The sequence below is a fragment of the Salipiger sp. IMCC34102 genome (assembly GCF_004145405.1).
Classification (GTDB): Bacteria; Pseudomonadota; Alphaproteobacteria; order Rhodobacterales; family Rhodobacteraceae; genus Loktanella.
This window is the reverse complement of the sequence record NZ_SELQ01000001.1, coordinates 561132-574607: the sequence shown is the minus strand read 5'-3', so window position 1 is coordinate 574607 and position 13476 is coordinate 561132. Positions and strand designations below refer to the sequence as shown.

General features: G+C 66.5%; 12 protein-coding genes and 1 tRNA gene. 5 read left to right on the top strand and 8 right to left on the bottom strand.

Going from position 1 to position 13476, the window contains the following annotated elements:
- Positions 1 to 72: 72 nt before the first annotated feature.
- Positions 73 to 1302 carry a glycosyltransferase family 4 protein gene (locus tag EU805_RS02980; RefSeq protein ID WP_129762448.1) on the top strand — a complete coding sequence of 410 codons (1230 nt, stop codon included), beginning with the start codon at positions 73 to 75 and terminating at the stop codon, positions 1300 to 1302.
- Here EU805_RS02980 and nusG read toward each other — a convergent pair.
- From nusG to EU805_RS02955, 5 genes are all read right to left on the bottom strand, one after another.
- Positions 1277 to 1810, bottom strand: coding sequence for a transcription termination/antitermination protein NusG (nusG, locus tag EU805_RS02975; RefSeq protein ID WP_129762447.1), 534 nt, complete (start codon positions 1808 to 1810; stop codon positions 1277 to 1279). The genes EU805_RS02980 and nusG overlap by 26 nt on opposite strands.
- Positions 1811 to 2035: 225 nt before the next feature.
- Entirely contained in the window at positions 2036 to 2233 is a 198-nt protein-coding gene (gene secE / locus EU805_RS02970) for a preprotein translocase subunit SecE (protein WP_129762446.1), read from the bottom strand.
- Between the two features lie 55 nt (positions 2234 to 2288).
- On the bottom strand, positions 2289 to 3194 hold the full coding sequence (locus tag EU805_RS02965) for a hypothetical protein (RefSeq protein ID WP_129762445.1): 906 nt from the start codon (positions 3192 to 3194) through the stop codon (positions 2289 to 2291).
- 24 nt (positions 3195 to 3218) lie between these two features.
- Positions 3219 to 3294 (bottom strand) — tRNA-Trp (locus tag EU805_RS02960).
- Positions 3295 to 3353: 59 nt separating this feature from the next.
- Positions 3354 to 4319, bottom strand: a complete 966-nt coding sequence (locus EU805_RS02955) for a hypothetical protein (RefSeq protein ID WP_129762444.1) — start codon at positions 4317 to 4319, stop codon at positions 3354 to 3356.
- 137 nt (positions 4320 to 4456) lie between these two features.
- Between EU805_RS02955 and EU805_RS02950 the strand changes: the two genes are divergently transcribed.
- On the top strand, positions 4457 to 4957 hold the full coding sequence (locus tag EU805_RS02950; RefSeq protein ID WP_129762443.1) for a ferritin-like domain-containing protein: 501 nt from the start codon (positions 4457 to 4459) through the stop codon (positions 4955 to 4957).
- A 59-nt stretch (positions 4958 to 5016) separates the two neighbouring features.
- On the opposite strand, the gene EU805_RS17910 is transcribed toward EU805_RS02950, so the two are convergent.
- Positions 5017 to 5328, bottom strand: coding sequence for a CatB-related O-acetyltransferase (locus EU805_RS17910; protein WP_370318154.1), 312 nt, complete (start codon positions 5326 to 5328; stop codon positions 5017 to 5019).
- Between the two features lie 665 nt (positions 5329 to 5993).
- Positions 5994 to 7169 (bottom strand): elongation factor Tu, encoded by a 1176-nt coding sequence (gene tuf / locus EU805_RS02940; protein ID WP_129762441.1) that lies wholly within the window; start codon positions 7167 to 7169, stop codon positions 5994 to 5996.
- Between the two features lie 277 nt (positions 7170 to 7446).
- On the opposite strand from tuf, the gene EU805_RS02935 reads away from it, so the two are divergent.
- Complete coding sequence (locus EU805_RS02935) at positions 7447 to 9393, top strand: PhoX family phosphatase (protein ID WP_129762440.1); 1947 nt, start codon at positions 7447 to 7449, stop codon at positions 9391 to 9393.
- A gap of 114 nt (positions 9394 to 9507) precedes the next feature.
- Here the strand turns inward: EU805_RS02935 and EU805_RS02930 are convergent, their stop codons facing one another.
- Positions 9508 to 11850, bottom strand: a complete 2343-nt coding sequence (locus EU805_RS02930; protein WP_129762439.1) for a DNA topoisomerase IV subunit A — start codon at positions 11848 to 11850, stop codon at positions 9508 to 9510.
- Positions 11851 to 11986: 136 nt separating this feature from the next.
- Here EU805_RS02930 and EU805_RS02925 point away from each other — a divergent pair, with 136 nt between their 5' ends.
- Both EU805_RS02925 and EU805_RS02920 read left to right on the top strand, forming a co-directional pair.
- Entirely contained in the window at positions 11987 to 12577 is a 591-nt protein-coding gene (locus EU805_RS02925; protein WP_129762438.1) for an SH3 domain-containing protein, read from the top strand.
- Between the two features lie 41 nt (positions 12578 to 12618).
- Positions 12619 to 13440: an SDR family NAD(P)-dependent oxidoreductase gene (locus tag EU805_RS02920; RefSeq protein ID WP_129762437.1), complete on the top strand. Its 822-nt coding sequence runs from the start codon at positions 12619 to 12621 to the stop codon at positions 13438 to 13440.
- Positions 13441 to 13476 lie beyond the last annotated feature (36 nt).

Here is a 13476-nt window from a genome sequence, read left to right as displayed (position 1 = left end):
TCGGCGTTGACAGGTTTTGCAGGACGATCTAACCAAAGCGAATTGATTTAAAGCAATTTTTGACGGTCGATCATGACCAAAATTGTAGTTATTTCGCCGAATGCCAGCCTGACCATGGGGGGCGAGGCGATCAAGGCCCACCAGTTCTTCCAGTTCCTGCTGGAAACCGGTTACGATGCGATTCTCTGCTGCCACGCGCGATGCAGATCCGATATCGAAGGTCACTTTCCCGTAGGGCGTGTCCTCTTCATCGAAGATGACGCGATCTTTAAATCGTTCTGGCGAATCCGGCCGTTGCGAAGTCTCGTAAATCCCTACTTTCACCTTCAAGCCAAGCAAAAACTTCTTGCTGCCGGTCTGGACAATGCCCTCTGGCATTTTTTGTGCCCGATTTCCCCGGTGGAACCGCGGTTTTTCGCCAAAGGCACCACGGTCGTAATCGGGCCGCTAAACGGGAACCTGTTTTTTCCCCCAGCTTTTCTGTCGCGATTGCCGGCATTTGCGCGGATCCAGCAACACCTTTATCGGCCAATCCAATCAATCGTTGGCCGCCTCATCGGCGACAAGCGGCGGGCAAATGTCGTGCTGAACTCGGGTGGAGACCGAACGGAAGCCGCCCTTCGCTGGGCTGGTGTTCCGCCAGATCTGATTGCCGATGTAACTGATTCCGGCCTTACCGAAGGCTTTGCCGCCCGAGCGCCTGTCAGCCACTCAGGCGAAAATCTGCGCTTTCTATCGGTCGGGCGCCTGATAGATCTGAAAGCCAATGATCTTGCGATCGAGGCAGTCGCGAAAGCGCAGAAACCCGTCACGCTCGACATTTTCGGGGAGGGGCCGGACGGGCCGCGACTGAAAGCGCTGGTATCGCGCCTTGGGCTGGAAAACAGGGTTCACCTGCGTGGCTGGATCAGCCACGACGATCTGATCGCGAGAGCTAACCTTTACCGAGGTTTCATCTTTCCGTCATTGGCCGAAGCGAACGGCATCGTGGTTCAGGAAATGATGAGCATGGGTGTTCCGGTCGTCTGTCTTGACTGGGGAGGGCCGGCCAGACTGGTGGACGCTCGCAGCGCAGTTCTTATTCCACCGACCTCTTCCGGAGTGGTCGTGGCCGGCCTTGCAAACGCCATGGACCGCTTGTCCTGGGATGCCGATCACGCAGAGGCGCTTTCAAAATCAGCGCACACAATCGCAACGTCTCGGTTCCCCTGGCCGGTCGTCGCAGCCAGTTGGATCGAGCGCTATCCAGCCCCGCTCGAGATCCGATCTCGTGGCGTCAGCCCTGCTTGGAGACCTGAGTGAATTCCAGTTCGACCGGGGTCGCGCGGCCGAAGATCGAGACCGTCACCTTCAGGCGCTGGTTCTCTTCGTCCACTTCCTCGACCAGGCCGTCGAAGTCCTCGAACGGGCCTTCGTTGACCTTGACCTTCTCGCCGATGTCGAAGTGGATCAGCGTGCGCGGGCTGTCCTCGCCTTCCTGGACGCGGCCCAGGATCGCCTGCACCTCTGCGTCGCGCATCGGCATCGGACGGCCCTGCGGGCCGAGGAAACCGGTCACGCGGTTGATCGAGTTCACAAGGTGGTAGGCCTCGTCCGAGAGTTCCATGTGCACCAGCACGTAGCCGGGCATGAAGCGCCGCTCGGTCGTGACCTTCTTGTTGCGGCGGATCTCGATCACCTCTTCGGTGGGCACCAGAACCTCGTCGATCTGGTCGGTCAGGTCCTGCTCTTCCGCCTTCTGGCGAATCTGCTCCGCGATCTTTTTCTCGAAGTTCGACAGAACGCTAACCGAATACCAACGTTTCGCCATGCTCTTCGCCACCCCGTGCCTGCAAGGCCATACGGCCCGCCTGGTTCAAAATACATCGGGCGACCGCGTCACCCGCCCGGAGAATGAATTGTGGCGTGCAACGCTCATCGCCGCACGCCATCCCGGGTCGTTGGCGGCTGATACCGCCCGCATTCGGATTATTCAAGAGCCGCGGCGCACAATCCTGCGGCGCGCCGGCCTGGCCGGACGGGTGGTCCGTGCCGATCAGCTCCCGAAGGAGGTCAGCACCAGCTGCAGCGCCTGGCGGATGCCGAGGTCCACGATCGAGAAGAACGCCGCCATCAGCGCCGCCATGATGAAGACCATGATCGTCGTGAGCACGACCTCGCGCCGGGTCGGCCAGACGACCTTGGCGATCTCTGCACGGGTCTCGTTGATGAACTTGACGGGGTTCGTGGCCATGGAGCGATCTTTCACAAGCGGACGCTTGGCCACATACGACGCCCCGCCCGCCGGATCAACCCACGGGTTTCAGAACCGTGACCCCCTCCATGCCGCCTATCTCGTCCCACTGGGCCGCGTAGAACTCCGCCGAGAGTGCCGCATCCTCCGGCCCGAAGAGCTGGAACGCCGGGGTATCGGGGCCGATGGGCAGCGTATCGCGCGCATGGTGGGCAAGCGGGCCCCTCTGCCCGGCGCCGTGCAACTTCAGAACCACGTCCACCGCGGCGCGGGACAGGCCCGGGTTCACCCGTTGCGCGACCGGCGCCACGTGATGCGAAGCCGGCCCCAGCATCGCGGCCAGGATCCGCGGGAAGAGCGCGTGGTACTCTTCCTGCCGCCATACGGTGATCGTCCGGACCCCGCGCGCGGACCGCAGGCGTGCCACCAGGTCGACCCAATCGACGCTGCCCATGGGGTTCTGGTTGCGGAACCGCTCTTCCGAGACCACCACTTCGGCCAGCAGCGCCTGCCCGTAGGCGGAGGTCAGGAACCCCGCCGGCGCGCGCAGGCCCAGGCAGATGTCGACCCCCTCGGGCGCGATCCGGGCCGCGAGCGCGTCCAGCCGGGGGCCCGCCTGGGGATAGAGCGGAGCGCCTATGCGATAGAGCGGACCGTCGGTGTCCTTGTCGAAGAGGATGCCGATAAAGTTCTCCTCCGACAGGACCAGTCGGTGGGCGCCCTGGGTCATCTCGTCGAGGACCACCGCCGCGGGGCGGGTGTCGGCGAGTGACTTGCGCGGATTGAACGGCAGATCGAACCGCGCCTCCAGCCGCTTGCCGGGGCCGCGCAGGGACTGCGGTCCGAAGAAGTTGACCCCCTCCATCGCCAGCAGGTCGGCCACCGCGCCGATCGAATGCTGCAGGTGCGTCGTCGCGGTCTTGTGCGCGCCGATGTGGAAGACGATCTGGGGATGGGTCATGGTGCGGATCACCGATGGGTGGACTGGCAGGGGCAGCAGGGCTTGAACCCGCGACCTACGGTTTTGGAGACCGTCGCTCTACCAACTGAGCTATACCCCTACGTCCGACGCCCGAGGTAGCCGAGGTGCGCGCCGGGATCAAGGGCCAAGGACGTGGTGTCAATTCGATTTGTTCAGGCCGACGGCCTGGGCATGGGTGACGGAGTCGGCGTCCCGCTGGGTCCTTTCCACGGCTTCCTTCCAGCCGTCGTTGTGGACCACGGTATCGGGGCGGGCTGCCTCCTTGTCGTAGAAAGCCAGCAGATCCTCGACCGACCCGAAATCCGAGAACTCGACCAGCAGCCGGTCCGCCAGCCACTTGACGGGCAAGGACTTCAAGGTCGCGGCCTTCTGGTAGTGGTAGCTCACGACCAGTCGCAGCGCCTGATCCGTGATCTTGCCGGCCCGGTTCCACTTCGTGTCGATCATGTTCAGCCGCAGCCCGGCCAGTTCGGTCGCCACCGGCAGGCTGATCTGGTCGAGTGTCGGGTAGATGCCGCGTGCCAGGCGCTTGGCTTCGATGACCAGCGCGGTGTCGCGCCAGACCGCGCCGAACTCGGGCTCCATGTAGGCCACGAACCCGGCAGAGATCGAGGGCGCCGTGAAGCTTCCATCGGGCCGGGCCATGCGCGCGGGCGGCAATTCCAGCCCGACGCTGGCGTAGGCGGGCGCCCAGTCCCGCGGCCCCGTCCCCCACATCCAGCTGCCCGTGGGACGGCCCGACACGCAGCCCGGCACCAGCGTCTCGGACAGGCGGGCGGATTGCAGCATGAACATGTCGGTGTCGAAAAGCATCGTCGCGGGCTCCGGCCGGGACTCGGCGCAGGCGTAAAGCTTGTTGCCCTGCGGATAGACCACCTCGAACGCGGGCAAGATCGGGCGCAGCGTGACGCCGTTTCGCTCGAAGAAGGCAAGCGTGCGCGGATGCAGCTGGTCGATCAGCTCCGCCCGGCAATAGCCGTAAAGGTGCAGATCGTCCTGCGCGAAGGCCCTCAGAGAGGCCACCAGCAGCACGGCCGGCCACTCGTAGGCGCCCGGTTCCACCATGAAGACGGCGGCGATGGGGGTCTGCGCGGGATGCGGCACGGGGCAAGCTCCTGGGACTGGCGGCCCGGCAAGGCTAGCCGTGGATTGGGGCGGAATACAGGCGAAAGCCGTGCCATTGCCGGAACCTTCCGCCGCGCCCATCCGTTGAGCGGCGATTTGACAAAGGAGAGACCGACATGGCCATGACATCGCTCAAGGACATCTACCTCGACCAGCTTCAGGACATCTGGAGCGCCAACACCCAATCCCTTCCGGTCGTGACCGAACTGGGCCGCGCCGCATCCGACACCGAACTGTCCGAGGCGCTGATCGACGGCGGCAACGGCATTTCCGACGGGATCGCCGAGCTCGAGAAGCTGTGCTCCGACCACGGCATCAAGCCCAACGCCGAGCACTGCAAGGGCATGGAGGGCCTCGTGAAGGAAGCCCGCGCTCACGGGCTGTCGGACGAGATCACCGACCCGGACGTCCGCGACGCCGCGATCATCCCGCAGTACCAGCGCATGGTGCACTACGCGCTGGCCGGTTACGGCACGCTGGCGGCCTTCGCCAACCGTCTGGGCCTGGACGGCGATGCGGCGGTGCTCAAGAAGTGCCTCGACCAGACCTACGACGGCGACCGTCGCATGACCGAGATCGCCACGAAGGGCGGCGTGAACAAGGACGCCGCCTCCTGATCCGGTAGAACCCGGGAAATCGAAGGGCCGCACGCCTGCGCGTGCGGCCCTTTTTCGTGTCAGGGCCTTGCGGCGCGCAGGGCTGCGATATCCCCGCCGCAGATCGCGTCCTCGGCGGCCAGGATGCGATCGATGGGCCAGTCCCACCACGCCAGCTCCAGAAGCTCCGCGATGACATCCGGGGCAAAGCGCATGCGCACGACGCGGGCCGGGTTGCCCGCGACGATCGCGTAGTCTGGCACCTCGCCGCCCACCACGGCACGGGCACCGACGATCACACCGGTGCCGATCCGCGCCCCGGGCAGCACCGTGGCCCCCTGCCCCAGCCAGACGTCGTGCCCCACGACCGTGTCCGCACCCGGACCGGGCATCGACGCCCGATCCTCGCGCGGGCCGCCGAAGATCGCGAAGGGAAAGCTCGAGATCCCGTCATGGCGGTGGTTGGCCGAGGCGGTGATGAAGGTGACACCATCCGCGATCTGGCAGAAACGCCCGATGACCAGGCGCTCCGGAGAGAAGGGATAGAGGTAGGGCGCCAGCCGCGCGCCCCAATCTTCCGGCGGGTGATGCGCGCTGGCGTAGCTGTAGGCGCCCGCCTCGATGCGCGGATGGTCGAGCGCGGGGGCAAGGAAGACGGACCCGGGATGCGGGCTGCCGTCGGGCAGGACGATGGGATGGCGCGTGTCGGGCGCGGGAAAGTCGTGGCAGGCATGGAAAGCTCCGGTCTGAAATCAGGTCAGCGGGTGAAGCGATTCTGGTCCATGTCAGCCTCCATCGGGTTCGCGGCAACCCTACCAGATGACCTCGCAGGCGCAAGGCAGGCGCGTTCTCCGTGCCGGTCCGACGCGGGTTGAGAGATGTCGGGACGGACCGCGCGTCCGTGACGCTGCAGGTCATCGGGCACGCTTCGCACCGTCGCAGGAAAAAGGCCGCCGCATGTCTGCGACGGCCTTTCTGTTCTCTCCCGCGTGGGCCGGCGGTTCGGTCGAACCGCGTTTGCCCACCGGTGGCGGTTCGGTCTTGCCGAAGCCGCCCCTTACTCGGTGATCTTCGACACCACGCCGGCGCCGACGGTGCGGCCGCCTTCGCGGATGGCGAAGCGCAGGCCTTCTTCCATCGCGATCGGCGCGATCAGCTCCACGTCGAACTTCAGGTTGTCGCCCGGCATCACCATCTCGGTGCCCGAGGGAAGCTCCACCGTGCCCGTCACGTCCGTCGTGCGGAAGTAGAACTGCGGACGGTAGTTGGCGAAGAACGGCGTGTGACGGCCACCCTCTTCCTTGGTCAGGATGTAGGCCTCGGCCTCGAACTTCGTGTGCGGCTTCACCGAGCCGGGCTTGCAGAGCACCTGGCCCCGCTCCACGCCGTCGCGGTCCACGCCGCGCAGCAGCGCGCCGATGTTGTCGCCGGCTTCACCCGAATCCAGCAGCTTGCGGAACATCTCGACGCCCGTGCAGGTGGTCGTCTTGGTGTCGCGGATGCCCACGATCTCGATGCTGTCGCCGACGTTGATCACGCCACGCTCGACGCGCCCCGTGACGACCGTACCACGACCCGAGATCGAGAAGACGTCCTCGATCGGCATCAGGAACGGCAGGTCCACGGCGCGCGCGGGCGTCGGGATGTACTCGTCGACGGCGGCCAGCAGTTCGCGGATCGAGTTCTCGCCGATCTCCGCGTCACGCTCTTCCATCGCCGCCAGGGCCGAGCCCTTGATGATCGGGATGTCGTCGCCGGGGTAGTCGTAGGAGGACAGCAGCTCACGGATCTCCATCTCGACGAGCTCCAGCAGCTCCTCGTCGTCCACCTGGTCGACCTTGTTCATGTAGACGACCATGTAGGGGATGCCCACCTGACGGCCGAGCAGGATGTGCTCGCGCGTCTGCGGCATCGGGCCGTCGGCGGCGTTCACGACCAGGATCGCGCCGTCCATCTGGGCGGCACCGGTGATCATGTTCTTGACGTAGTCGGCGTGGCCGGGGCAGTCGACGTGCGCGTAGTGGCGCGTGTCGGTCTCGTACTCGACGTGCGCGGTCGAGATCGTGATGCCGCGGGCCTTCTCCTCGGGGGCGCCGTCGATCTGGTCGTAGGCGCGGAAATCGCCGAAGTACTTCGTGATCGCCGCCGTCAGCGTCGTCTTGCCGTGGTCCACGTGACCGATCGTCCCGATGTTCACGTGCGGTTTGTTACGTTCGAACTTTGCCTTAGCCATGGCGGGCCACCCTTTGGTTTGCGGGGCCTGATCAGACCCGATTTTGACATCGCGGGCGATGTATTGTGGATCGTGCGGGAAATCAAGCGTCTCCTTCGCGGCCCCGGGGTCCGCGCGCGCGCGCAAACGCTGCCCGACGCCCCGGGATCGCGGCGCGCCCGCGCCCACGGCGCGAATTCTGCCGCACCGTCATGCAGCCGTGATGTTGCGCGCTTAAGGCGTGCCGCGACGGCGGGCCATGACCTGCCGCGGATGCAATCCAAGCAGGGTGAGAGACATGAAAGACGACATCAATACCGGCCTCAGCTTCGACGACTGGGACGAGGCACGCTTCCCCCGCGCCAAGACGCAGGACTTCGACCGCGTGGTCGAGCGCGCGATCTCGCGCCGTGGTTTCCTGGGCGGCGTGCTGGCCTTCGGGTCTGGCGCGGCCGTCATGGGCACCGCCGCCCTGAAGGGCAGCACGGCGATGGCGCAGGGTGCTACCCGCTTCCCGTTCGAGCAGATCGCGGCCCAGACCGACGGCACGATCCACGTCCCCGAGGGCTACAACTGGCAGACGCTGGTGCGCTGGGGCGATCCGCTGTTCTCCGACGCGCCCGAGTTCGATTCCCAGACCGGCGTGCCGTTGGAAGGCTCCGACCGGGTCTTCGGCGAGAACACCGACGGGATGGAGCTGTTTGACATCGACGGCCGTGAAGTGCTGGTGGTGAACTCCGAATACACCAACAACGAGATCAACCTCGCCGGCCGCCCCGCCAACAACGTGGGCGAGCAGGACAGCGACCCCGCCCCCGGCACCGCCGAGGACGTGCTCCTGCTGCAGAACCTGCAGGGCGTGACGGTCATGGAACTGGAAGAAGGCGAGAACGGCTGGTCCGTCGTGATCGACAGCCCGCTGAACCGCCGCATCACCCACAACACGCCGATGTCCCTTGACGGTCCCGCCGCGGGTCACGCGCTGCTGCAGACTGCCGCCGATCCGACCGGCATGGAATCGCTGGGCACCTTCAACAACTGCGGTTCGGGCCGGACGCCCTGGGGCACCTACCTGACCTGCGAGGAAAACTTCAACGGCTACTTCGGCGCCACCGGCGAGATGCCGACCGACGAGGCCGTCGCGGCAGGCTACGCGCGCTACGGCATCGCGGCAGAGGGCAACGGCTACAACTACCACCTCTACGACACGCGCTTCGACGTGACCGAGAACCCCAACGAGCCGCACCGCGCCGGCTGGATCGTCGAGATCGACCCCTCGGATGCCGCCTCGACGCCCGTGAAGCACACCGCCCTGGGCCGCTTCAAGCACGAGAACGCGGCTTACGCGCTGGCCAACGACAACCGCCTGGTCGTCTACATGGGCGACGACGAGCGCGGCGAGTTCATGTACAAGTGGGTCAGCCGTGACGTCTACGAAGAAGGCGGCGACACCTCGACACTGCTGAACGAAGGCCAGCTCTACGTCGCGACCTTCAGCGACAACCAGACCGGTGAATGGGTCGCCCTGACGCCCGAGGCCACCGGCATGGAAGCCGCCGAGATCGCGATCTTCACCCGCATGGCAGGCTCCGCCGTGGGCGCCACGACGATGGACCGCCCCGAGTGGATCGCCGTCAACCCGACCGCCGCGGAAGCCTACTGCTGCCTGACCAACAACTCGCGGCGCGGTGCGACCAACGACGACGGCGAAGTGCTGACCAACGCCGGCGGCGACGTGATGGAGGTCAACGCGCCCAACCCGCGCGAGACCAACGACTACGGCCAGATCGTCCGCTGGCGCCCCGAGAACGGCGACCACGGCGCGGTCGACTTCGAGTGGGACCTCTACGTCATGGCGGGCAACCCGAACGTGCACTCCGACGGGCCCTACGCCGGGACCGACAACATCAACGCGGGCAACCTGTTCAACTCGCCCGACGGGATGCAGATCGACACCACCGGCCTGATCTGGATCCAGACCGACGGCGACGACAGCAACGAGGGCGACTTCGAGGGCATGGGCAACAACCAGATGCTCGCGGGCGACCCCGAAACCGGAGAGATCCGCCGCTTCCTCACCGGCCCCAACGGGTCCGAGGTAACGGGCCTGACCTGGTCGTCGGACCGCCGGACGATGTTCGTGGGCATCCAGCACCCCGCAGCCCCCTTCCCCGACGGTGAAGACGCGCTGCCGCGCTCGGCCATCGTCACGGTCAAGCGCAACGACGGCAACGCCGTGGGCTGACCTTCGGGTCAAGACAGGCCTGTCCGACCTCCCCCCGGATCGGACAGGCCAAGGGGCCGGCCTTCACGGGCCGGCCCCTTTCGTTTCAGGCGCATCGCGTGAAGAAGACTTGCCTCAGGCCGGATCGAAGCGGTTCGACTTGGGAAAGCCATGCGGCGCCCGCCGCCCGACAGAGCCGCGCGCGGCGCGCCATTCGCTCATGTCGGCCTCGGTCCGGGTCTTGCCGCCGCCCATGGTCCAGGAAAGCCCTGCGTCCCAGTCGAAGGTCGTCACGTCGGCCAGCCCGCCGTCGAGTTCCAGCGAGCCCTGCTTTCCGAAGACCCGCTTGTATTTCTGCAGGCGCACGCCCTTGCCGCGGCCCATCTCGGGCAGGTCGGCCACCGGAAACACCAGGAACCGGCCGTTCTCGGACACCACGGCGACGGTGTCGCCCTTCACCCGGTGGACCACCTTGGCCGCCCCTTCCTTGACGTTGAGCACCTGCTTGCCCGCACGGGTCTGGGCCACGACGTCGTCCTCGGGCACCACGAAACCGTCCCCTTCGGTCGAGGCGACAAGCAGCTTGGCCCCCGGCCGGTGGATCAGGATGTCGACGATGGCCACATCGTTGGGCAGGTCGATCATCAGGCGCAAGGGCTCGCCCATGCCGCGCCCGCCGGGCAGAAGGCTCGCCTGCACGGTATAGACGCGCCCCGACGTCCCCATCACCAGCAGCTTGTCCGTCGTTTCCGCATGGAAGGCGAAGCGCGGGCCGTCACCGTCCTTGAACTTCAACTCGCGGTCCAGCGGCACATGGCCGTTGAGCGCACGGATCCAGCCCATCTGGGAACAGACGACCGTGATCGGCTCCTTCGCGATCATCGCCTCCAGCGGAACCTCGGCGACCTCGCCCGCCTCGGCGAAGCTGGTGCGCCGCGCGCCGCCCGGGGCGTCGCGGCCGAACTGCTTGCGGGTCTCGCGCAACTGCTCGGCGATGCGCTTCCACTGCAGGCCCTCGTCCTCCAGAAGATCCTCGATCCCGGCGCGTTCCTCCATCAGGGCATCCCGCTCTGCGATCAGCTCCAGCTCTTCGAGGCGGCGCAGGGATCGCAGGCGCATGTTCAGGATCGCCTCGGCCTGCACCTCGGTCAGCAGCACTTCTCCGTCGGTCTCCACCGGCGCCACGTAATCGGCCTCCGAGGTGGCGCGGACGTGCGCCTTCGACCAGTCCTCCCGCATCAACGCAGCCTTTGGATCGTCGTCGTAGCGGATGATGTCGATCACCCGGTCGAGGTTCAAAAACGCGATGATGAACCCTTCGAGCACCTCCAGCCGGTGGTCGATCTTCGCCAGCCGGTGGCGCGAGCGGCGGCAGAGCACGTCGCGACGGTGGTCGAGGAAGGCGCGCAGCAGTTCCTTCACGCTGCAGACCTTGGGCGTCAGCCCGTCGATCAGCACGTTCATGTTGAGCGAAAACCGCGTCTCCAGGTCGGAGTTGCGGAACAGCATGCCCATCATCATCTCGGGATCGACCGTCTTGGCGCGCGGTTCCAGCACGATGCGCACGTCCTCGGTCGATTCGTCGCGCACGTCGGCCAGCAGGGGCACTTTCTTTGTCTGGATAAGCTCCGCCAGCTTCTCGATCAGCTTGGACTTCTGCACCTGGTAGGGGATTTCCGTGACGACGACCTGCCACTGGCCGCGGCCCAGGTCTTCGACCTCGTGACGCGCGCGCAGGCGGATCGCCCCCCGCCCGGTGCGGTAGGCGGTCGCGATGTTCTCGGGGCTTTCGACGATGACGCCGCCGGTCGGGAAATCGGGACCGGGAATGTATTGCATCAAGGTCTCGTCGCGCGCGTCAGGCGACTTGATCAGGTGCAGACAGGCCTCGATCAGCTCGTGCAGGTTGTGCGGCGGGATGTTGGTGGCCATGCCGACCGCGATCCCGCTCGACCCGTTGGCCAGCAGGTTGGGGAATTGGGCGGGCAGGACCGAGGGTTCTTCCAGCCGCCCGTCGTAGTTCGGGCGAAAATCGACGGCATCCTCGGACAAGCCTTCCAGCAGCGCCTCGGCGGCGGTGGTCAACCGCGCCTCGGTGTAGCGGCTGGCGGCGGGGTTGTCGCCGTCGATGTTGCCGAAGTTGCCCTGCCCGTCGACCAGCGGGTAACGCACGTTGAAATCCTGCGCCAGCCGCGCCATCGCGTCGTAGATCGCGCCGTCCCCGTGGGGATGGAAATCCCCCATCGTGTCGCCCGAGATCTTGGCCGACTTCAGGAACCCGCCCGTGGGCGACAGCCGCAACCGGCTCATCGCGTAGAGGATCCGGCGGTGCACCGGCTTCAGCCCGTCCCGCGCATCGGGCAGCGCCCGGTTCATGATCGTCGACAGCGCGTAGGTCAGGTAGCGATCGCCGATGGCGCTGCGCAGCGTTTCGGTCGTGTCGTTGGGGCCGAGGGTATCGGGAATGTCTTCACTCATGGGGATCATCTAGCGAAGCGGCCCGGTTGCGTAAAGGACACGCAAGACCGGGGCGGGGGGTCGAAATCAACTGACCGGGAACCCGCGAGGCGTTACAAGGTTGAGCCATGCGACTGCCATCGCTTCGGGGATACCAATGTACAAATTCATGATCGGGACCTTCGCGATCCTGGGCTGGGCCTTCTACGTCATGTCGGGCGGCGCGGATTTCGTGCCGGAAGAGCGTGTGGCCTCCGCCGCCCCCGCGCAGGTGGACCAGGCACCGGTGCAGACCGACGCATCCCCCGCCGTGCCGCAGGATAGGGCCGTCCTCGCCCGCGCCGACACCGCGCCCCTCGACCAGCCCGCCCCCGCGACCGAAACCGACACCGGGCCCGAGACCGCCGTGCTGACCGAAGCTACGGCCCAGCCCGCGGAGCAGGCGCCGGCGATGGCCCCGCGTACCGCGGGCAGTTCCACCGATATCATCACCACCGAAGAGCCCGTCTTCGCCTCCCTCTCGGGTGCGGATGATACCGCGCTCACCGCCAACCCGATCCGCGAGGTCTCGGCCCGCGCGGTGAACATGCGCGACGGGCCCGGCACCGATTTCAACGTGATCGACACGCTGCCGCAGGGCACCCAGGCCGAGATCACGGCCTCTGACGGCACCGGCTGGGTCCGCGTCTTCATCCCCGGCACCGGCATGACCGGCTGGATGGCGGAACGCCTGCTGACCGAAGGCTGAGCGCGCTTGCGTCCGCCCGGCCCCTCGGGCAGTCACCCGCCATGAGCAAGAGCATCCTCATCACCGGCTGTTCGTCGGGCATCGGTCTTGACGCGGCCCACGGGCTGCGCGCCGCCGGCTGGCGCGTCTTCGCCTCCTGCCGCCAACAGGTCGACTGCGACCGCCTGCGGGCGGAAGGATTCGACGCCCCCCGGATCGACTACGCCGACGAAGGCAGCATCGAGCGGGGCCTGTCCGAGATACTGGCGGCCACCGGCGGCACGTTGGACGCGCTCTACAACAACGGCGCCTTCGCCTGCCCGGGGGCTGTCGAGGATCTGCCCCGCGGCGCTCTGGAATCGATCTTCCAGACCAACCTCTTCGGGGTGCACGACCTGACCCGCCGCGTGATCCCGGTGATGCGGGCGCAGGGGCAGGGGCGCATCGTGAACTGCTCCTCGGTGCTGGGGCTGGTGGGCATCAAGTGGCGCGGCGCCTATGTCGCCACGAAGTTCGCGCTGGAAGGTCTGACCGACGTGTTGCGGATGGAAATGGCGGACACCGGGATCAAGGTGATCCTGATCGAACCCGGCCCCATCGCCTCGCGCATCCGCGAGAACGCGATCCCCCACTTCGAGCGCTGGATCGACACCGAAGGCTCCGCCCGCGCCGAACAATACGAAAGCCTGAAGACCCGGCTCTACGAAGGCGGCGGCGACCGGTTTCAACTTCCGCCCGGCGCGGTGACGCAGAAGCTGCGCCACGCGCTCGAACACCCCCGGCCCCGGGCGCGCTACTACGTCACGACGCCGACCCGTTTCGCGGGCACCCTGCGACGGCTTCTGCCGACGCGGGCCCTGGATGTGGTGTTGCGACGCGGTTGATCCCGCTGGCCTTCGCGCCGCGCGCCCCTATGTGCC

Excerpts from the sequence above, each read along its gene's own strand:
- EU805_RS02935 (WP_129762440.1), top strand. The coding sequence starts at position 7,447 with ATGAAAGACGACATCAATACCGGCCTCAGCTTCGACGACTGGGACGAG.
- nusG (WP_129762447.1), bottom strand. The coding sequence starts at position 1,810 with ATGGCGAAACGTTGGTATTCGGTTAGCGTTCTGTCGAACTTCGAGAAA.
- EU805_RS17910 (WP_370318154.1), bottom strand. The coding sequence starts at position 5,328 with ATGCCCGGTCCGGGTGCGGACACGGTCGTGGGGCACGACGTCTGGCTG.
- secE (WP_129762446.1), bottom strand. The coding sequence starts at position 2,233 with ATGGCCACGAACCCCGTCAAGTTCATCAACGAGACCCGTGCAGAGATC.
- EU805_RS02980 (WP_129762448.1), top strand. The coding sequence starts at position 73 with ATGACCAAAATTGTAGTTATTTCGCCGAATGCCAGCCTGACCATGGGG.
- EU805_RS02920 (WP_129762437.1), top strand. The coding sequence starts at position 12,619 with ATGAGCAAGAGCATCCTCATCACCGGCTGTTCGTCGGGCATCGGTCTT.
- EU805_RS02930 (WP_129762439.1), bottom strand. The coding sequence starts at position 11,850 with ATGAGTGAAGACATTCCCGATACCCTCGGCCCCAACGACACGACCGAA.
- EU805_RS02950 (WP_129762443.1), top strand. The coding sequence starts at position 4,457 with ATGGCCATGACATCGCTCAAGGACATCTACCTCGACCAGCTTCAGGAC.
- EU805_RS02925 (WP_129762438.1), top strand. The coding sequence starts at position 11,987 with ATGTACAAATTCATGATCGGGACCTTCGCGATCCTGGGCTGGGCCTTC.
- tuf (WP_129762441.1), bottom strand. The coding sequence starts at position 7,169 with ATGGCTAAGGCAAAGTTCGAACGTAACAAACCGCACGTGAACATCGGG.
- EU805_RS02965 (WP_129762445.1), bottom strand. The coding sequence starts at position 3,194 with ATGACCCATCCCCAGATCGTCTTCCACATCGGCGCGCACAAGACCGCG.